Raw genomic sequence first — 19,072 nt, 5'->3', positions numbered from 1 at the left:
GGCGTTGCCGTATCCGGCAGTACCGGTGACACCGGCAGTACCAGAAAGTGAGCCAGATCCCGTGTCCGCAGTCTCCGATCGCCTTCCGACCTTTCCCTGGGACAAGCTGGAGCCGTACAAGAAGACGGCCGCCGCGCATCCGGACGGGATCGTCGACCTCTCCGTCGGCACGCCGGTCGACCCGGTCCCCGAGCTGATCCAGAAGGCGCTGATCGACGCGGCGGACTCCCCGGGCTATCCGACGGTGTGGGGCACTCCCGCGCTGCGTGACGCGATCACGGGCTGGGTGGAGCGCCGCCTGGGCGCCCGTGGGGTCACCCACCGGCACGTCCTGCCGATCGTCGGCTCCAAGGAACTGGTCGCCTGGCTCCCCACCCAGTTGGGCCTCGGCCCCGGCGACCGGGTGGCCTACCCGCGGCTGGCGTACCCGACGTACGAGGTGGGCGCCCGCCTCGCCCGCGCCGAGTACGAGGTGTACGACGACCCGACCGAGCTGGACCCGCGCGGCCTGAAGCTGCTCTGGCTGAACTCGCCGTCCAACCCCACCGGCAAGGTCCTGTCGAAGCAGGAACTGACCAGGATCGTCGCCTGGGCCCGTGAGCACGGCGTCCTGATCTTCTCCGACGAGTGCTACCTGGAGCTGGGCTGGGAGGCCGACCCGGTCTCGGTCCTGCACCCGGACGTCAACGGCGGCTCCTACGACGGCATCGTCGCCGTGCACTCCCTGTCGAAGCGCTCGAACCTGGCGGGCTACCGGGCGGCGTTCCTGGCCGGCGACCCGGCGGTCCTCGGCCCGCTCCTGGAGATCCGCAAGCACGGCGGCATGATGACCTCGGCCCCGACCCAGGCGGCGGTCGTCGCGGCCCTCGGCGACGACGAGCACGTCCGCGTCCAGCGCGGGCGCTACGCCGCCCGCCGCACGGCCCTGCGCGAGGCCCTTGAGGCCCACGGCTTCCGCATCGAGCACAGCGAGGCCAGCCTCTACCTCTGGGCCACCCGCGACGAGTCCTGCTGGGCCACCGTCGCCCACCTGGCCGACCTCGGCATCCTGGTGGCGCCCGGCGACTTCTACGGCGAGGCCGGCGCCCGGTACGTGCGGGTGGCGTTCACGGCGACGGACGAGCGCGTGAGCGCGGCGGTCAAGCGCCTGGCGTGACGGTGGCGGCGTAGGAGTGCCCTTGCGCAACGCAAAAGCCGACGGGGTCCAGGAATCCTCCTGAACCCCGTCGGCCTGCTCAAGCCGGGCGGTGGGCGAAATCGTCAGCCGACCGGAAGGCCCTGCACCGGCAGCGAGCCGGTGGCCGGCAGGCCGCCCTGCGTGGCCGAGCCCGCCGCGTCACCGAGGACGGCGCCGACCGACCCGGCCACGCCACCCGCGGTCTGCTGCGCCGCGGCGGCACGCTCCTTCGCGACCTTGCCGCCGGTCTTCGTCACCTTGCCACCGGCCTTGGCCGCGGTCGGCACCGCCTTCTTCGCGGCCTTGCCGCCGCTCTTGGTCACCTTGTCGCCGGCCTTGGCGGCGGTCGGCAGCGCCTTGTCGACGGCCGTGTCCACGGCGCCGCCCGCGAGCCCGGCGGCGTTCTGGGTCGCGCCGTCGACGACAGTCGTGTTGTCCAGGGCGGTCAGGCCGCCGACCTTGGAGGCGTCGGGCAGTTCGGGGGCCGCGCTGGCGGAGCCGGCCGCACCGACCCCGGCAGCCGCTCCCGCAGCGACGAGCAGCGCGGCACGGGCGATCCGGCGGGTCAGGGGGAGGGACATGATGCTCCTTCGACGGGTCTGTCGGATGAGAATGATGAAGTGTCCGACCACGCCCGGCAGTTGAGCCGACTCACTGCGGCGACTGACGGTGGACCGACTGGCTGTTGATCTCCGGCTCGGACGCAGTGACTACCGCTCGAAGCCCGCGAAGGTTGCGGCGCGCCAATGTAAAGAGTTGGCAATGCGTCGCATTATCGCCTGCGGATAAAAACGGGCAAAGCGCGTTCCGTCCGAAAGCCCGCGGAATCCTTACAGCCCTTTGTTCTCAAGGCTTTTGAAGGATTCCGAAGGAGCCGCGCGAAAACCTGCCCACCCCGTCGCCGCCCGACACCTCGACCAACCCGTGGGAGTGATCCGTCGAACTGCCGCGCGTACTACGCGGACGTGACGATCCGGACCGAGCTCGCGCCGCTCCCGGCCTTTGCGGCACCCGCCCCGGTGATCGCGCGCCACTGGCTGTCGGTGTTCCCGGCGGTCCACTCCCGCCCGGCGTACGACACCCGCTTGATGTGCAGATCCGAGGCGTTGGCCACGGCCCAGTGGGCCAACTGCCAGCCGCGCTCGCGGGCACCGCGCCCGGCGCCGGAGCCCGCGTCGGCCACCGGCAGCAGAACGGTCCGGTCGTCCTTCTTGATCACGGACGGGGTCGGCGAGGGCGCCGCCTTCTCGCCGCTCACCTCGGCGGCGGCCGGCTGGAGCGCGTCCCGCCCGAAGTCCCGCAGCAGCGCGTCCCGTACCGAGTCCGCACCTGCGGCCCGGGCGGCTCCCGGACGTCCCTCGCAGGTCAGCGTGGCCGCCGAACGGCCCGTGAGGGCGGCGGCGAGCAGCGTCGCGTCCGGCTCGTGCTTGGCGTACGCCTCCGGGAAGCCGCTGCGCTGGACGCGCTGGGCGGCGACGGTGAGCGGCAGCCGCGTGTAGTCGCGGACCTTGACCAGGTGCTCGTAGAAGATGCCCGCCGAATAGATCGGGTCGCGGATCTCCTCCTTCGTGCCCCAGCCCTGCGAGGGCCGCTGCTGGAACAGGCCCAGTGAGTCGCGGTCGCCGTGGCTGATGTTGCGCAGCCCCGACTCCTGCAGCGCGGTGGCCAGCGCGATCGTGACGGCCCGCTCGGGCAGCCCGCGTCCGGTGCCGACGGCGGCGATCGTCGCGGCGTTCACCGCCTGCTCCGGCGTGAACTCGTATCTGGCCGCGTCGCCCTTGCCCGACACGACGTCGCAGCCCGGTGTCCCTGTGCCCCCGGTGACGTACTGCACCGCGAGGTAGCCCGCGACGGCGAGCAGGACCATGAAGGCCGCCCCGCGACGCAGGAGACGGCCACGACGTTTGGGAGAAGGTGACGGCTCTGGCACGTCGTACAAGGTAGCTGAGGTTACTGAGGGGTATGGGCGCAGTTGAAAATCGGTGGGAAAAGTGAGGCGACGGCGCGGCGCGTTAGGGTCGGCACCATGGCCGACACCTCCCTTGACCTCACGCTGGACGCCGCGAAGCTCACCGCGCAGCTCGTCGACTTCCCCTCCGTCAGCGGCACGGAGAAGCCCCTGGCGGACGCCATCGAGACCGCGCTGCGCGCGCTGCCGCACCTGACGGTCGAGCGGTACGGCAACAACGTCGTGGCGCGCACGAACCTGGGCCGCTCGGAGCGCGTGATCCTCGCCGGTCACATCGACACGGTGCCGATCGCGGACAACGTCCCCTCGCGCCTGGACGAGGACGGCGTCCTGTGGGGCTGCGGCACGTGCGACATGAAGTCCGGCGTCGCGGTCCAGCTCCGTATCGCCGAGACGGTCGTCGCCCCGAACCGCGACCTGACCTTCGTCTTCTACGACAACGAAGAGGTGACCGCCGACCTCAACGGCCTCAAGCACATCGCCGAGAACCGCCCCGAGTGGCTGGAGGGCGACTTCGCGGTGCTGCTGGAGCCGTCGGACGGCGAGGTCGAGGGCGGCTGCCAGGGCACGCTCAGGGTCCTGCTGAAGACCACGGGCGAGCGCGCCCACTCCGCGCGCTCCTGGATGGGCTCGAACGCGATCCACGCGGCGTCGCCGATCCTGGCGAGGCTGGCGTCGTACGAGCCGCGTTACCCCGTGATCGACGGCCTGGAGTACCGGGAGGGCCTGAACGCGGTGGGCATCTCGGGCGGCGTGGCGGGCAACGTCATCCCCGACGAGTGCGTCGTGACCGTCAACTTCCGCTACGCCCCCGACCGCACCGAGGAAGAGGCGATCGCGCACGTCCGCGAGGTCTTCGCCGACTGCGGCGTCGAGGAGTTCGTGGTGGACGACCACAGCGGCGGCGCGCTGCCGGGGCTGTCCCACCCGGCGGCAGCGGCCTTCATGAAGGCGGTCGGCGGCACCGCGCGGCCCAAGTACGGCTGGACGGACGTCTCCCGCTTCTCGTCCCTCGGCATCCCCGCGGTCAACTACGGCCCGGGCAATCCGCACTTGGCGCACAAGCGGGACGAACGGGTGGAAATCGCAAAGGTCCTGGCGGGTGAGGAGCGGCTGAGGGCGTGGCTCACCGCGTAGCGGTCGCGAGAAACGGGGCGTGGCGCGGGGAGTGAGCCTGGGATCGCCCGGACGGCGCTTCATGGCGGACATGCTCACGTCCCCCGTCCGTAACCCACGTGGATCTACGCTGAGGTGGAAAGACCTGGCAAGCGGAGGGAGCGCTACATGGCTACCGGCAACCCCGAGGGCAAGAAGCAGCCACCGGAGGAGCAGCGCCTGGGACCGGTCCTGAGGCGGCGCGACCAGGTGACCGCGAGCACCACGGACCAGCGGCTGCTGGACGCGGGGGGCCCGTCGGACTGGGTCCACACCGACCCCTGGCGCGTCCTGCGCATCCAGTCGGAGTTCATCGAAGGCTTCGGCACCCTCGCCGAACTCCCGCCCGCCATCAGCGTCTTCGGCTCCGCGCGCACCCCCGTGGACTCGCCCGAGTACGACGCCGGCGTCCGCCTCGGCCGCGGCCTGGTCGAAGCCGGCTGGGCCGTGATCACGGGCGGCGGGCCCGGTGCCATGGAGGCGGCGAACAAGGGTGCGCTGGAGGCGAAGGGCATCTCGGTCGGCCTCGGCATCGAGCTCCCCTTCGAGCAAGGGCTCAACCAGTACGTCGACATCGGCCTGAACTTCCGCTACTTCTTCGTCCGCAAGATGATGTTCGTCAAGTACGCCCAGGGCTTCGTGGTCCTCCCCGGCGGCCTCGGCACCCTCGACGAACTCTTCGAGGCCCTCACCCTCGTCCAGACCCAGAAGGTCACCCGCTTCCCGATCGTCCTGTTCGGCAGCGCCTACTGGGGCGGCCTGGTCGACTGGCTGAAGAACACGCTGATCGCCCAGGGCAAGGCATCGGAGAAGGACCTGCTCCTGTTCCACGTCACGGACGACGTGGACGAGGCGGTTGCGCTGGTGTCGAAGGAGGCCGGGCGCTAGCTGTGTTCAGCCCGTCCGGCGTTTGAGGACGAGGCCGTTCAGGCCGGGGACGGGTAGGGGCGGCGGGGGCGAAGAAGGCGTTACGCCAGCCCCCGCCGGGCCACCGCGGGCGGCCGGTGGCCCGCGATCGACGCCACCATGTCCAGGACCTGGCGGGTCTCCGCAACCTCGTGGACGCGGTACACCTGCGCGCCCAGCCACGCCGACACCGCGGTCGTCGCAAGCGTCCCGACCACCCGCTCCTTCAGAGGCGTGTCCAGGGTCTCTCCGACGAAGTCCTTGTTGGACAGGGAGACCAGCACCGGCCAGCCCGTCTCCACCATCTCCCCGAGCCGCCGGGTCGCCTCCAGGCTGTGCCGGGTGTTCTTCCCGAAGTCGTGCCCGGGGTCGATCATGATCGACTCCCGCGGCACCCCCAGCTCCAGCGCCCGCTCGGCCAGTCCCACGGTCACCCGCAGGATGTCGGCCATGATGTCGTCGTACGTCACCCGGTGCGGCCGCGTCCGGGGCTCCGCGCCGCCTGCGTGCGTGCAGACCAGCCCCACGCCGTAGCGCGCGGCGACCTCCGCGAGGCCGGGGTCCACGCCGCCCCACGCGTCGTTCAGCACATCGGCACCGGCCTCGCAGACCGCGGCGCCCACCTCGGCCCGCCAGGTGTCCACGCTGATCACGACGTCCGGGAAGCGCCGCCGCACCTCGGCCACGAAGCCGACCGTGCGCCGTGCCTCCTCCTCGGCGGTCACCTCTTCGCCCGGCCCGGCCTTGACCCCGCCGATGTCGATGATGGCGGCCCCCTCGGCCACCGCCTGCTCCACGCGCGCGAGGGCCGGCTCGTCGCGGAACGTCGCCCCCTGGTCGTAGAAGGAGTCCGGGGTCCGGTTCACGATCGCCATGATCACCGGCTCGTGCGCGTCGAACTCACGCCTGCCCAGCCTGAGCATCCCCTGTGACCTCTCCTCGAGTGACCTGGTACGTCCTGGCCTTTCGGCCGCCTGCGACCTTAACTGTCAGAGTCGCATGGCACGATCGGACACTGACACACTCGACCGCACGCATTCACCGGACCGTGGGGGCCACAGCGATGCTTATGTTCCTGTTCCTGGTCGTCGCGCTGGCCGTCGTGGTCGCCGCGGTGACGCTCGCCGTGGTGGGCGGCGGCGAGGGCGGCGGCCCGCTGCCTGAGGCCGCGCCCGAAATCCTCCAGGACCCGCTGCCCCCGGACCGCCCGGTCAGTCGCGCCGACATCGACAGCCTCCGCTTCCCGCTCTCCGCCCGCGGCTACCGCATGGCCGACGTCGACGACGCCCTCAGCCGCCTCGGCGCCGAGCTCGCCGAGCGCGACGCCCGCATCGCCGACCTGGAGTCCGCCCTGGCCGGCGCCCAGACATCGACCGGCCATGTCTCCATGGACAAGCCCGCCCAGGAGGACCAGCAGTGAGCGACGGTACGGCTGTCGCGGGGCCCGACGGCGCCCTGCGCTGCCCCTGGGCCGTGTCCACCCCGGACTACGTGACCTACCACGACGAGGAGTGGGGCCGCCCGGTCCACGGGGACGACGCCCTCTTCGAACGCCTCAGCCTGGAGGCCTTCCAGTCGGGCCTGTCCTGGATCACGATCCTGCGCCGCCGCGAGGGCTTCCGCGCCGCCTTCGCGGGCTTCGAGATCGCCAAGGTCGCGACCTTCACGGACGCCGACAAGGACCGCCTCCTCGCGGATGTGGGCATCATCCGCAACCGGGCGAAGATCGAGGCGACCATGGCCAACGCACGCGCGCTGGCCGAGTGGACCCCCGGCGATCTGGACGACCTCATCTGGTCCCACGCCCCCGACCCGGCCGCCCGCCCGGCCCCGCAGACCTCGGCGGACGTCCCGGCGGTCACGCCCGAGTCGACGGCCCTGTCGAAGGCGTTGAAGAAGCGGGGCCTGCGGTTCGTGGGGCCCACGACGGCGTACGCGATGATGCAGGCGTGCGGCCTGGTCGACGATCACTTGCAGGCATGCGTCGCCAGGAGCGCCCCGTAAGGGGCGGGGCTGCATCGATATGCGGCTCCGCCGCGTGGGCGCGATCAACCACTACGAACCCGCACCCCCGACGGCGCTACCGCCCCGAGCTCATCGGCCCAGGTACTTCGGCTTCTCCTTGTTGACGAAGGCCTGCACCGCGATCGCGTGGTCCTCCGAGGAACCCGCCCGCGTCTGCAACTCGTCCTCCTTCTCCAAGGTCTCCTCCAGGGAGTGCGACAGCCCGAAGGCCACCGCCTCCTTGATCGCTCCGTAAGCCACCGTCGGCCCCTCGGCCAGCGCCCGCGCCACCTTCTCGGCCTCCGCGCGCAGCTCACCCACCGGCACCAGCCGGTTCGCGATCCCGAGCTCGTACGCCTCCTGCGCCTTGATGTTGCGCGGGAAGAGCAGCAGGTCGGCGGCGCGGCTCGGGCCGACCACCCGCGGCAGCGTCCAGGAGATGCCGGAGTCCGCGGTCAGCGCGACCCCGGCGAAGGAGGTGTTGAACGCGGCGGTGTCGGCCACGACCCGGTAGTCCGCGGCCAGCGCGAAGCCGAAGCCCGCGCCTGCGGCCACCCCGTTCACCCCGGCCACCACCGGCTTCGGCATCCCGGCCAGAGCCCGCACGATCGGGTTGTAGTGCTCCCGCACGGTGCTCATGGTCTGCCCCGACCCGGTCTCCCGGTCGGAGATCAGCAGCCCGATGTGTTCCTTGAGGTCCTGGCCCACGCAGAACGCCCGCTCCCCGGCCGCGGTCAGCAGTACGGCCCGTACGGCGTCGTCGCCCGCCGCGGCCTGGACCGCCTCCCGCAGGGCGACCTTGGCCGCGACGTTCAGCGCGTTCATCGCCTCGGGGCGGTTCAGCGTGATCGTCGCGAGTCCGTCGCTCACCTCGTAGAGCACGGTGTCGGCCATGGCGTATCCCCTCCGCTGTCGCGGTTCGGTCGTACCGGTCGGTACGCGAATGTCTGAGGACAGCATGGCGGAGATCACCGGCAACGGGTCTGACCGGACGTGTGACCTGCGTCAAAGAATTTGCGTCCGGTTCCGTTCGGCCGAAGTGCGCGCGGTGGCGCAGTATCGCAGTCACATCGCCGAATTGAGTGGTTTTGCTCGCGTGCGTTGCCCAAGCGATGCCGACTGATGTTGGTCATCGGGTCCTGAGATGCGGGATAATGGCTTGGAAGCAATGTGTTCGATGCCGGTGTCGCGTGTCTATGCCAGACGCGCGTGCCCTCCATGGGGCCGTCGGCTTTGACGATGAGCTGGTTTCAGGAAGGGGAACGAGCATGGCGGCCATGAAGCCGCGGACGGGCGATGGCCCGCTCGAGGTGACCAAGGAGGGGCGGGGCATCGTCATGCGCGTTCCGCTCGAAGGCGGCGGTCGGCTCGTCGTCGAGCTGACCCCTGACGAGGCCGACGCGCTCGGCGACGCCCTCAAGAAGGTCGTCGGCTGACGCGGCAGCGACCCTACCTTTTCGGCGGCCCCGGCATCGCACATGGTGCCGGGGTTGCTGCGTCTGCGGAGCCGGCCGATCTGCGGAGTCAGGCGCTCAGCGCTTGACCGCGCACAGCAGCCCGTCGCCCACCGGCAGCAGCGAGGGCACCAGGTCCTGGCTCTCACGCACCGCGCGCAGCAGCTCCCGGATGCGTATGACCTCGGTGGGCTGAGGGCCCGAGTCGACCGTGCGGCCGTTGGTGAAGACGCCCTCGAAGACGACCAGACCACCCGGACGCAGCAGGCGCAACGATTCAGCGAGATAGTCGAGGAACTCCAGCCGGTCGCCGTCACAGAAGACGAGGTCGTAACCGGCGTCCGCGAGACGGGGCAGGACGTCCAGGGCGCGGCCCGGGATGAAACGGGCGCGGTTGCTGGCGAAGCCGGAGGCGCGGAAGGCCTGGCGGGCGAACTGCTGGTGCTCCGGCTCGGGGTCGACCGTGGTCAGAACGCCGTCCGGGCGCATGCCGTGCAGGAGGTGGATCCCGGAGACGCCGGTACCGGTGCCGATCTCCGCGACCGCCTTGGCGTCCACGGTGGCGGCGAGCATCCGCAGCGCGGCGCCCGTGCCGGGCGACACCGAGCGCAGCCCCGCCTCACGGGCCCGGTCCCGGGCCCAGCGCAGGACGTCGTCCTCGGCGACGTAGGCGTCGGCGAACGCCCAGCTCGTCTGCCGGTTGCCGGTAATGACCCTCTCCTGTCCCCGTGGTTGCCTGGGCGTGACTGTATCCGTTGCGGCCGGGAACCCGCAGATGGGACCAGGCGTTTAGAGGGGTGGGAAGACGAGCGGGGGGACACAGTTGGATCACGACGACGAGCAAGGCCGCGAGCAAGTGCTGACGCAGGCGCACCAGCCGTGTCAGCCCAGATCAAATTCTCGTAAAACCGCTTATCCGGAGCTAACGGGCGAGGTGGCTATGGTAGGGGCTCCACTGGACACCACCAGAGCCGACAGGGGAGGTGCGGCTGCGCCTGTGGATCGCGGAGGAGTGCTGCGGCGCTTCCTCGGATCGGCGGGCAGGCCGAAATCCGTGAACGACACCGCTGACCACAGTCACGCCGGCGACTTCGCCCAGACCGCGACCTTCTCCACCGACGCGGACGGGCAGGCGTGGACTCCGCCCACCTGGGAGGAGATCGTCAGCACGCACAGCGGCCGCGTCTACCGACTGGCGTACCGCCTCACCGGCAACCAGCACGACGCCGAGGACCTCACCCAGGAAGTCTTCGTCCGCGTCTTCCGGTCCCTGTCGACGTACACGCCGGGCACCTTCGAGGGCTGGCTGCACCGCATCACCACCAACCTCTTCCTGGACATGGTCCGCCGCAAGCAGCGCATCCGCTTCGACGCGCTGGGCGACGACGCCGCCGAGCGGCTGCCCAGCAAGGAGCCCACACCCCAGCAGGTCTTCAACGACGCCCACTTCGACGCGGACGTCCAGCAGGCCCTCGACACCCTCGCGCCCGAGTTCCGCGCCGCGGTCGTCCTGTGCGACATCGAAGGACTGTCGTACGAGGAGATCGCCGCGACCCTCGGCGTCAAGCTCGGCACGGTCCGGTCCCGTATCCACCGAGGCCGCTCGCAGCTCCGCAAGGCCCTCGCCCACCGCTCGCCGGAGGCGCGCGCCGAGCGCCGCTCCTTCGTGCCGCGTGTGGCAGCGCTGGGAGGAGGGGGCGCGACCGCGTGAGTGCCTCCCGACCCAATCCGGCCGAACGACTCCTGGCCGAGCAGCACCTAGGCGACCGACTCTCCGCCCTCGTCGACGGAGAGCTCGGTCATGAGACGCGCGAGCGCGTCCTGGCCCACCTGGCGACCTGCGCCAAGTGCAAGTCCGAGGTCGACGCGCAGCGCCGGCTGAAGAACGTCTTCGCCGAGGCGGCCCCGCCGCCTCCCTCCGAAAGTTTCCTGGCCCGCCTTCAGGGCCTCCCCGGGGGAGGTGACCTGGACGGCGGCGGCTCGCCGCTGGGCGGGGGAGGATTCGGCGGACTGTCCGGGCGGTCTGGCACCGCCGGGGCCTTCGGCGTGAAACGCGGCGAGCGCTTCGAGTTCGGATACGCCCCCGCGGCCTCGCACGCCCCGGCGCTCCCCGCGTCGGAGCGCGGCTTCCGCACCCACCCCGTGGGCCGTCATGACACCGATCGCTCCGCGTCCTCGCGGATGCGGTTCGCGTTCGTCGCGGCGGGCGCGGTGTCGCTGGCCGCCATCGCGCTGGGCGGCGTCACGACCAGCGCACCGACCGACGCGGAGGCCCGCAGCGGCTCGGGCGGCAGCAATGTGACCCCGACCCGGACGCAGGGCAGCGGTGCGGCTACCGCGCCCGAGAACCAGCGCCGCCGTGGAACCGGCCCCCTGCTCGCCCAGGGGCAGGGTCAGCGCACGCTTGACACCCCGGCGGCCTCGACCGAGGTGCCGGCCCCGCTGCTGCCCGGGATGCCGGCCCAGGGCGCCGACCAGGAGATGCACACCCTGACGGCACCCGTGGTGGCCGGCGCGGCCGCCATGTCCCCGCTGATACGCCCGCTCAGCGCGACCCCGCCCCTCACCCTGACCGCTTGGTCCCCGGACACCGGGATCACCGCGACCCCGGGCCTGCTCGCCGCCGCACCCGTCGCCGATGCGACATCGTCCCCCTCCGCCTCTTCGGCCACCAACCGCTGACCGGCCTCTGCGCAGCGGCCCACGAACCTGATTGAATCCGGGGTGGGCCGCGCGCCGTGCCCTGCGGGCCGGGCGCGGAGTCGAGGAACCGCGGTCGCCGTTGTCGCCGCGTGCGGGGTGGGGGAGGTAGCACGAAGTCGCCGGTTTCCCGAGGGAAGCCGAGCGCGACAGCGCAGTGTCGAGTAGGCATTTCGGGCGCCGGGACATCTCCCGGTGGCGGCCTGCGGAGGAACCAGGGATCGCGTTCGGACGGGGTTCTTCGCAAGGCCCGCGTCCTACTCGAGCATCGGTCGGCAGCGAGTAGGAAGCAGAACATGAACGAGGGGAAGCCCGCGAAGGCGAAGTGGTGGAACCGACCTCGACCGCAGGGGGCCTCGGGCCGAGCGGAGGGGACGGCACCCGCGCCGGACGAGACGATGCCGGTGACGGCACCTGAGGGCACCGGTGAGCAGGACGGCGACTTCGAGCTTCGGCCCGCTGCCGCAGGTGGCGCCGCCGACGGTGACTTCGAGGTTCGGTCCGCTGTGGGTGGCGGGAGCGACATGGGCTCCGCCGAGGGTGACTTCGAGCTTCGGTCTGCTGCGTCAGGTGGCGGTGACGTGGTTTCCGCGGACGGTGACTTCGAGCTTCGGTCCGGTGTGGGTGGCGGGGGCGACACCGCCTCCGTCTCCGTCGAGGGTGACTTCGAGCTGGCGCGGCCGGCGGCGAGCACGGGCGGGGACGGCAGGGCTTCGGCCGACAATGACTTCGAGGTTCGGTCCGCTGCCGCAGGTGGCGGTGACATGGTCTCCGTCGACGGTGACTTCGAGCTTCGGCCCGCTGCGAGCGGCGGGGGCGACACGGCCTCCCACGAGGGCGACTTCGAGCTGGCGCGGCCGGCCGGTGTGCCCGCGTCCCCCGCGCCGGCAGCGGTCGAGGAGCCCGCCGACCGGGTAACCGCTCCCGCAGTCCCCGGCGCGGAACACCCCAAGCCACTCCACGACCCCGACCCCTACAGCACCCCGCCCTACGGCGAACCCGGCCCCTGGGCACCCGCGCCGCCGGTCCAGCACCCGGCGACGACACCCGCCGACGGGACGGCCGTACCGACGCCGCCCGAGCCTTGCCCGCGGACCGGCCCGACGCCGCCCGCGCCGGTGCCGACCCCGGCGGTCCGTGTGGCCGCACCGGCACCCGGCGTCCCCGCCCACGACGCGCCCCCGGCCGCGACCCCCGCCATCCCGGCTCAGGTGGTACCTCCCGCTCCGGCCGCCTCGGTCCCCGCCCAGGACACGCCCCCGGCCGCGCCCCCTGCCATCCCGGCTCAGGTGGTACCTCCCGCTCCGGCCGCCTCGGTCCCCGCCCAGGACACGCCCCCGGCCGCGCCCCCTGCCATCCCGGCTCAGGCGGCACCTCCAGCTCAGGCCGCACCCCCGGCTCCGGCCACCCCGGTCCCGCCCTCGCCCCCCGTCATCCCCACCCACCCGTCACCCCACCCCCCAATCCCGGCCACCCTCGACCAGCCCGCCCCCACCGCCATCCCCGCTCCCACCCGAGCATCCGGCCCCGCCGACACCCCACCCCCCGCCAACCCCTGGCAGAACTACGACCCCTGGGCCCTCGCGGCGGTCCCCGCCTCCCCGCTTCAGCAGAACGGGGCCGCGGTCGCCAGTAAGGAGCAGCGGCGTAAGCGGGCCCGGAAGGTGTTGTTCGTCGGGGCGTTGGTGCTGGCGCTGGTGTCCGGTGGCGTCGGGGGTGTCGTGGGGGCGTATCTGGAGCGCAACGGCGGCATGGGAGGCATCGAGCTGCCGCAGGCCGGGGCCGAGCCCGTGGGGCGGGCCCCGGACAGTGTCGCCGGGATCGCGGCCCGCGCACTGCCCAGCGTCGTGACCCTTCATGTGAGCGGGCGTGAGGAGCAGGGCACCGGCACCGGCTTCGTGCTCGACGACCGAGGCCACATCCTCACCAACAACCACGTCGTCGAACCGGCGGGCGACGACGGCGAGATATCCGTGACCTTCCACAGCGGCGACACCGCGAAGGCCACCGTCGTCGGCCGTGACAGCGGCTACGACCTCGCGGTCGTCAAGGTCTCCGGCGTCAGCGGCCTGGAGCCCCTGCCGCTCGGCAACTCCGACAACGTCCAGGTCGGCGACCCGGTTGTCGCCATCGGCGCCCCGTTCGACCTGGAGGGCACCGTCACCTCGGGCATCATCAGCGCCAAGGAGCGCCCCATCACCGCCGGCGGCGAGAGCGGCGACGCGAGCGACGTGTCGTACGTGGACGCGTTGCAGACCGACGCGCCCATCAACCCCGGCAACTCCGGCGGCCCCCTCCTCGACGCCCGGGGCCGGGTCGTCGGCATCAACTCCGCGATCCGTTCCGCCGACACCGGATCCGACCTCGAGGGCGCCCAGGCCGGCTCCATCGGCCTCGGCTTCGCCATCCCGGTCAACCAGGCCAAGCGCGTCGCCGAGGAGCTGATCAACACCGGCCACGCGACGCACCCGGTCATCGGCGTCACCCTCGACATGGACTACGCGGGCGACGGGGCCCGCGTGGGCACCAAGGGCAACGACGGCGGCTCCGCGGTCACCGACGGCGGTCCCGGCGACAAGGCCGGCATCAGGCCGGGCGACGTCGTCACCGAGGTCGACGGGCAGCGCGTCCACTCCGGTGAAGAACTCATCGTCAAAACCCGTGCCCACCGCCCGGGCGACCGGTTGAAGCTGACCCTGGAACGGAGCGGAAAGGAGATCACGATCTCCCTGACACTGGGCTCGTCGAGCGGAGGCTGAGCGTGGGCCGAGACTCACAGAAACCTCTCACCGTGACCCCTGTCACCACCCCACACGGGCCCTGACAAGGCAAACAACCCGGAAAACCGCACGCCCACCCGCATTCGGAGGCCTCGGGACAGTACCGGTCGTAGCGGATGGCCGGGTACCGTGGAGCCGACCGAGGACATCGCAAGGAGCTTCAGGTGTTCAATGACATAGGACCGCTAGAGCTGGTGACGCTCATCGTGCTCGCCGTGCTCGTCTTCGGTCCGGACAAGCTCCCCAAGCTGATCCAGGACGTCACGCGGACGATCCGTAAGATCCGCGAGTTCTCGGAGAGCGCCAAGGAGGACATCCGGCAGGAACTCGGCCCGGAGTTCAAGGACTTCGAGTTCGAGGACCTCAACCCCAAGACGTTCATCCGCAAGCAGCTCGACAATGACGAACTGGGGCTCAAGGAAATCCGCAACGGCTTCGACCTGAAGAAGGAAATGGCCGAGGTCACGGACGCCGTGCACAGCCGTGAACCGGAGTCCTCGTCCTCGTCGTCCGGCTCCTCCGGTGGCGCCATCGACATGACGAAGAAGCCCGAGAGCCCCCGCGAAGAGCGCGCGCCCTACGACGCGGACGCCACCTGAGCCGTACGAACACGGGAGCGGTCGCCACCCGTACGTGACGCTTCTCATACTCCGCCCGGGTCGCACACGGCCTGATCCCGCCCTCCATGCGCCCCACGCGCCGGGCGGTTTCCCTGCTGCTCTCAGCGGTGTGGCTATGCTGCCGAGTTGTTGTGCGGACCGGACGAGTACGCCCGAAGGGGGGCGGGCCGGACTGGTCCGGCGAGAGCGAGGAGGCGTCCGGGCACATGGAGACGACGAGTCAGACGACTAGTCGCGCAGTCGCGCAGGAACCGGCCGCGGAGAGCGGACAGCAGGTCCCCTCTGCCCGGCGCACGGTCGACGGCTACCTGCTGGCGCCCTTCCCGTGGTACGGCCTCGATGAGGCCTTCACGGGGCCGCGTTGGCTGATGCAGGTCGGTACGGCGGCCGACGGGGCCGTGGAACACGGATCGATCGGGCACGGGGACGAACCCTCCGTGCGCAACGAGGCGACGGAGGACCGGGAGAAGTTCGCGGTCGTGGTGACCGTCGCCGCGAACCCGTCCCGGCGCAGCGCGGACGGTACGGGGCTGCTGGAGGCCACGTCGGTGTCCTCGGCGGCGTGGCTCGCGGGCGTCGGGTTGCTGACGTTCACGTGGCCGGGGCAGATGGACCACACGCTGCGGGACGACTGGCTGGAGCAGCAGACGGAGACGGCATGGGCCCTCGCCGACGACCTGGACGGGCCGGACTGGTCGACGCTCTCCCTGCCCGTGGACGGCGTGCCGACACCCTTTCACTACCGCGAGTCGGAGTTCGGCTGGGTGCTGGCCGGGTCCACTCAGGCGGGGGTGCATGTGGGGGCGTACGGGCGCGGGATGAGCGCGTACGGGCTCGGCTTCGCCATGATCAAGGACATCGGCGCGTACGCCTAGCCGGCGGGGCTGAGCCGATGTGATGAGGGGCGCCGTTGGGATTCGGCGCCCCTTCGCCGTGGGGGCTTCATTCAGTGCATCGGCGGCCGCGGGTCGTGGGGGGTTACTCGCGCAGTTCCCCGCGCCCCTGGCGGGGCGCTTCCTGGAGGGCGTTTCTTAGAACTTGTTGCGCGGCGTGATGCCCAGGGACATGCCCGACAGGCCCCGCTGCCGTCCCCCGAGCTTCCCCGCGATCGCCCGCAGTGCGGACCCCGCCGGGCTGTCCGGGTCCGTCAGGACGACCGGCTTGCCCTCGTCGCCGCCCTCGCGGAGGCGGACGTCGATCGGGATGCTGCCGAGGACCGGGACGTTGGTGCCGGTCGTGCGGGTGAGGCCCTCGGCGACCGCCTGGCCGCCGCCCGTGCCGAAGACGTCGACCATCTCGCCGCAGTGCGGGCAGGGCAGGCCGGACATGTTCTCGACCACGCCGACGATCTTCTGGTGGGTCTGGACGGCGATGGAGCCGGCCCGCTCGGCGACCTCGGCGGCGGCCTGCTGCGGGGTCGTCACGACCAGGATCTCGGCGTTCGGGACGAGCTGGGCGACGGAGATCGCGATGTCACCGGTGCCGGGCGGCAGGTCCAGGAGCAGGACGTCCAGGTCGCCCCAGTACACGTCGGCCAGGAACTGCTGGAGAGCGCGGTGGAGCATCGGGCCGCGCCAGACGACGGGTGCGTTGCCCGGGGTGAACATGCCGATGGAGATGACCTTCACGCCGTTCGCGGACGGCGGCATGATCATGCTCTCGACCTGGGTCGGACGGCCGTCGGCGCCCAGCATGCGCGGCACGCTGTGGCCGTAGATGTCGGCGTCGACGACACCCACCTTCAGGCCGTCGGCCGCCATCGCCGCCGCCAGGTTGACGGTGACGGAGGACTTGCCGACGCCGCCCTTGCCGGAGGCGACCGCGTACACGCGGGTCAGCGAGCCGGGCTTGGCGAAGGGGACCTCCCGCTCGGCGGTGCCGCCGCGCAGGGCGTTCGCCAGCTCCTTGCGCTGTTCGTCGCTCATCACGTCGAGCGTGACGTCGACGCGGGTGACGCCGTCGACCCCGGAGACGGCGTCCGTCACGCGCTGGGTGATCGTCTCGCGCATCGGGCAGCCGGAGACCGTCAGGTACACGGTGACCGCGACCGCACCGTCCGCACCGATCTCCACCGACTTGACCATCCCGAGTTCCGTGATGGGGCGGTTGATCTCGGGGTCGTTCACCGTCGCCAGTGCCTCGCGCACCGCGTCTTCCGTAGCCATAAGGACGATGGTACGGCCCGGTAGCCATGCCCCGGAAAGGCCGTCAGCGGTCGTCTACGTCACGTCCGCGCGACCGATCTGCCGGGAATACCCCGTGCTCGCGGTGACCGTTGTGCCGCCCGTCCAGCTCCTTCATCAGGTCATGGAGCTCCGAGCGCAGCCAGTCGCGGGTGGCGACCTCGCCCAGGCCGATGCGCAGGGCGGCGATCTCCCGGGTCAGGTACTCGGTGTCGGCGATGGACCGCTCGTTCTGCTTGCGGTCCTGTTCGAGGTTGACCCGGTCGCGGTCGTCCTGCCGGTTCTGTGCGAGCAGGATCAGCGGGGCGGCGTAGGAGGCCTGGAGCGAGAGCATCAGGGTCAGGAAGATGAACGGGTACTCGTCGAACTTCAGCTCGCCGGGCGCGAAGATGTTCCACAGCACCCACACGATGATGACGATCGTCATCCAGACGATGAACCGCCCGGTGCCCAGGAAGCGCGCGATGCGCTCCGAGAGCCGTCCGAAGGCCTCCGGGTCCCACTCGGGCAGGATCCGGCGGCGTGGCGGACGGGGTTGGTCGAGGCGTGCACGGGGCGCCCGGGAGGCCGCGGTGGCGCCCGAAGCCGTGCGCTCGCGCGTGCCCTCGCGCTCATGAACCATGCGCCGCAGCCCCCTCGCCGGTGTTCTCCTCCAGATGGAACTCCGTCTCCCGCCAGTCCTCGGGCAGCATGTGGTCCAGTACGTCGTCCACGGTCACCACGCCGAGCAGCGACCCGGAGTCGTCCACGACGGGCGCCGCGACCATGTCGTACGTCGCGAAGAACCCGGCGACGACCGGCAGCGCGGCGTCCGGCTCCAGGGCTTCGAGCGCCTCGTCGACCATCGAGCTGACCAGGGTGTACGGCGGGTCGCGCAGCAGGCGCTGGAAGTGGACCGTGCCGAGGTACTTGCCGGTGGGTGTCTCGTCGGGCGGACGGCAGACGTAGACCTGGGCGGCGAGGGCGGGGGAAAGATCGGGGTTGCGGACCCGGGCGAGGGCGTCGGCGACGGTGGCGTCGGGGCGCAGGATGATCGGCTCGGTCGTCATCAGACCGCCGGCCGTGTGCTCCTCGTAGGCCATCAGGCGGCGCATGTCGGCCGCGTCGGCGGGCTGCATCAGGCTCAGCAGCCGCTCCTGCTCGTCCGTCGGGAGCTCACCGAGCAGGTCGGCCGCGTCGTCCGGGTCCATGGCCTCCAGGACGTCGGCGGCGCGCTCCTCCTTCAGCTTGCCGAGGATCTCGATCTGGTCGTCCTCGGGGAGCTCCTCCAGGACGTCGGCCAGACGGTCGTCGTCGAGGGCGGCCGCGACCTCGGCACGGCGCTTGGGGGAGAGGTGGTGCAGGACGTTGGCGAGATCGGCGGGGCGCAACTGCTCGAAGGTGGCGAGGAGGCTCTCGGCGCCCTGTCCCTGCTCCTCAAGGGAGAAGCCGGTGACGGCGGACCACTCGACGGTCAGCGACTCGCCCTTGGCCCGCCGCAGGGGGCCGCTCCTGCCGCCCTTGCGCACGAAGACCTTGTCGATCTCCCAGTCCCGGCGGGCCGGGAGCTGCCCGACCGACAGATCGAGGACGGTGACCTCCTCGCCGGTCTCGACGAGGGTGACGCGCCGGTCCAGGAGCTCGCCGAAGACGAGGCGCTCGGTGGGGCGCTGCTCGAAGCGGCGGACATTGACCACGCCGGTGGTGATGACCTGGCCGGACTCGACGCCGGTCACGCGGGTCATGGGCAGGAAGATACGGCGCCGGGTGGAGAGCTCGACGACCAGCCCGAGCAGCCGCGGGGGGCGCCGGCCGACCCGGAGCATGACGACCAGATCGCGCACGCGGCCCACCTGGTCGCCGTTCGGGTCGAACACGGCGATGCCGGCGAGATGCGAGACGAAGATCCGGGGAGCGCCGGCTGCCATGGCTGAGGCTCCTTTGTGTGCCGGGTGTGCGGTGTTGCTGTCGCGGCTGCGCCGCCGTGCCACATTTTCCGAATTGCCCGCTCGGGTGGGCTTCAGGCTAGCCCGTCCGGATCCGATACGCCCTGGTGAGAGGTCCGGACGGACCGGCTCCGCCTGGGGGATGACGTGCGGGTACGCTGCCGTACGCCGCTCAGGTCCCACGACAGAAAGGCAGCCC

Annotated in this window: 20 protein-coding genes; 12 read left to right on the top strand and 8 right to left on the bottom strand. The window is 71.4% G+C overall.

The features are described 5' to 3' along the window. Positions 1-61: 61 nt before the first annotated feature. A complete protein-coding gene (locus ACZ69Q_RS22460; RefSeq protein ID WP_471044534.1) occupies positions 62-1,156 on the top strand; it encodes a bifunctional succinyldiaminopimelate transaminase/glutamate-prephenate aminotransferase in 1,095 nt (364 codons plus the stop codon). Between the two features lie 104 nt (positions 1,157-1,260). Here ACZ69Q_RS22460 and ACZ69Q_RS22455 read toward each other — a convergent pair whose 3' ends face one another. Both ACZ69Q_RS22455 and ACZ69Q_RS22450 read right to left on the bottom strand, forming a co-directional pair. Further along, positions 1,261-1,758 (bottom strand): ATP-binding protein, encoded by a 498-nt coding sequence (locus ACZ69Q_RS22455; RefSeq protein ID WP_471044531.1) that lies wholly within the window; start codon positions 1,756-1,758, stop codon positions 1,261-1,263. A 374-nt stretch (positions 1,759-2,132) separates the two neighbouring features. Beyond that, positions 2,133-3,107 carry a VldE C-terminal domain-containing protein gene (locus ACZ69Q_RS22450; protein ID WP_471044528.1) on the bottom strand — a complete coding sequence of 325 codons (975 nt, stop codon included), beginning with the start codon at positions 3,105-3,107 and terminating at the stop codon, positions 2,133-2,135. Positions 3,108-3,203: 96 nt separating this feature from the next. On the opposite strand from ACZ69Q_RS22450, the gene dapE reads away from it, so the two are divergent. Together dapE and ACZ69Q_RS22440 are read left to right on the top strand one after the other, a co-directional pair. Continuing rightward, complete coding sequence (gene dapE, locus ACZ69Q_RS22445; protein WP_471044526.1) at positions 3,204-4,283, top strand: succinyl-diaminopimelate desuccinylase; 1,080 nt, start codon at positions 3,204-3,206, stop codon at positions 4,281-4,283. 147 nt (positions 4,284-4,430) lie between these two features. Then, positions 4,431-5,189: an LOG family protein gene (locus ACZ69Q_RS22440; RefSeq protein WP_471044524.1), complete on the top strand. Its 759-nt coding sequence runs from the start codon at positions 4,431-4,433 to the stop codon at positions 5,187-5,189. Between the two features lie 80 nt (positions 5,190-5,269). Here ACZ69Q_RS22440 and folP read toward each other — a convergent pair whose 3' ends face one another. Continuing rightward, on the bottom strand, positions 5,270-6,130 hold the full coding sequence (gene folP, locus ACZ69Q_RS22435) for a dihydropteroate synthase (RefSeq protein WP_471044521.1): 861 nt from the start codon (positions 6,128-6,130) through the stop codon (positions 5,270-5,272). Positions 6,131-6,276: 146 nt separating this feature from the next. Between folP and ACZ69Q_RS22430 the strand changes: the two genes are divergently transcribed. Both ACZ69Q_RS22430 and ACZ69Q_RS22425 read left to right on the top strand, forming a co-directional pair. Continuing rightward, entirely contained in the window at positions 6,277-6,627 is a 351-nt protein-coding gene (locus tag ACZ69Q_RS22430; RefSeq protein ID WP_471044698.1) for a DivIVA domain-containing protein, read from the top strand. Further along, positions 6,624-7,211, top strand: coding sequence for a DNA-3-methyladenine glycosylase I (locus ACZ69Q_RS22425; protein WP_471044518.1), 588 nt, complete (start codon positions 6,624-6,626; stop codon positions 7,209-7,211). The genes ACZ69Q_RS22430 and ACZ69Q_RS22425 overlap by 4 nt, the downstream gene beginning before the upstream one ends. A 90-nt stretch (positions 7,212-7,301) precedes the next feature. Here ACZ69Q_RS22425 and chcB read toward each other — a convergent pair whose 3' ends face one another. Then, positions 7,302-8,105 carry a 2-cyclohexenylcarbonyl CoA isomerase gene (chcB, locus tag ACZ69Q_RS22420; protein WP_471044516.1) on the bottom strand — a complete coding sequence of 268 codons (804 nt, stop codon included), beginning with the start codon at positions 8,103-8,105 and terminating at the stop codon, positions 7,302-7,304. 64 nt (positions 8,106-8,169) lie between these two features. Here chcB and ACZ69Q_RS22415 point away from each other — a divergent pair, with 64 nt between their 5' ends. Together ACZ69Q_RS22415 and ACZ69Q_RS22410 are read left to right on the top strand one after the other, a co-directional pair. Then, entirely contained in the window at positions 8,170-8,334 is a 165-nt protein-coding gene (locus ACZ69Q_RS22415) for a hypothetical protein (RefSeq protein WP_471044514.1), read from the top strand. Between the two features lie 145 nt (positions 8,335-8,479). Beyond that, positions 8,480-8,647, top strand: a complete 168-nt coding sequence (locus tag ACZ69Q_RS22410; protein ID WP_003966491.1) for a DUF3117 domain-containing protein — start codon at positions 8,480-8,482, stop codon at positions 8,645-8,647. Between the two features lie 96 nt (positions 8,648-8,743). Here the strand turns inward: ACZ69Q_RS22410 and ACZ69Q_RS22405 are convergent, their stop codons facing one another. Then, a complete protein-coding gene (locus tag ACZ69Q_RS22405; protein WP_380853888.1) occupies positions 8,744-9,442 on the bottom strand; it encodes an O-methyltransferase in 699 nt (232 codons plus the stop codon). A 235-nt stretch (positions 9,443-9,677) separates the two neighbouring features. On the opposite strand from ACZ69Q_RS22405, the gene sigE reads away from it, so the two are divergent. The 5 genes from sigE to ACZ69Q_RS22380 all read left to right on the top strand — a co-directional run bounded on the left by sigE (position 9,678) and on the right by ACZ69Q_RS22380 (position 15,640). After that, positions 9,678-10,376 carry an RNA polymerase sigma factor SigE gene (sigE, locus tag ACZ69Q_RS22400; RefSeq protein WP_093906778.1) on the top strand — a complete coding sequence of 233 codons (699 nt, stop codon included), beginning with the start codon at positions 9,678-9,680 and terminating at the stop codon, positions 10,374-10,376. Further along, positions 10,373-11,347 (top strand): anti-sigma factor family protein, encoded by a 975-nt coding sequence (locus ACZ69Q_RS22395; RefSeq protein WP_471044511.1) that lies wholly within the window; start codon positions 10,373-10,375, stop codon positions 11,345-11,347. The genes sigE and ACZ69Q_RS22395 overlap by 4 nt, the downstream gene beginning before the upstream one ends. A 782-nt stretch (positions 11,348-12,129) precedes the next feature. Beyond that, on the top strand, positions 12,130-14,124 hold the full coding sequence (locus ACZ69Q_RS22390; RefSeq protein WP_471044694.1) for a S1C family serine protease: 1,995 nt from the start codon (positions 12,130-12,132) through the stop codon (positions 14,122-14,124). Positions 14,125-14,309: 185 nt separating this feature from the next. After that, complete coding sequence (locus ACZ69Q_RS22385; RefSeq protein ID WP_471044509.1) at positions 14,310-14,744, top strand: sec-independent translocase; 435 nt, start codon at positions 14,310-14,312, stop codon at positions 14,742-14,744. Positions 14,745-14,971: 227 nt separating this feature from the next. Then, positions 14,972-15,640, top strand: a complete 669-nt coding sequence (locus ACZ69Q_RS22380) for a hypothetical protein (protein ID WP_471044507.1) — start codon at positions 14,972-14,974, stop codon at positions 15,638-15,640. 156 nt (positions 15,641-15,796) lie between these two features. Here ACZ69Q_RS22380 and ACZ69Q_RS22375 read toward each other — a convergent pair whose 3' ends face one another. The 3 genes from ACZ69Q_RS22375 to ACZ69Q_RS22365 are packed head-to-tail and all read right to left on the bottom strand — an operon-like array spanning position 15,797 to position 18,855. Continuing rightward, entirely contained in the window at positions 15,797-16,930 is a 1,134-nt protein-coding gene (locus ACZ69Q_RS22375; protein WP_471044504.1) for an Mrp/NBP35 family ATP-binding protein, read from the bottom strand. A 43-nt stretch (positions 16,931-16,973) separates the two neighbouring features. Next, complete coding sequence (locus tag ACZ69Q_RS22370) at positions 16,974-17,570, bottom strand: DUF1003 domain-containing protein (protein WP_471044501.1); 597 nt, start codon at positions 17,568-17,570, stop codon at positions 16,974-16,976. Further along, complete coding sequence (locus tag ACZ69Q_RS22365; RefSeq protein ID WP_471044498.1) at positions 17,560-18,855, bottom strand: magnesium transporter MgtE N-terminal domain-containing protein; 1,296 nt, start codon at positions 18,853-18,855, stop codon at positions 17,560-17,562. The genes ACZ69Q_RS22370 and ACZ69Q_RS22365 overlap by 11 nt, the downstream gene beginning before the upstream one ends. Positions 18,856-19,072 lie beyond the last annotated feature (217 nt).

Source organism: Streptomyces sp. NPDC036764, assembly GCF_055609385.1.
Note: the sequence above shows the minus strand (reverse complement) of the source record. Positions and strands in the feature narration are given on the sequence as shown.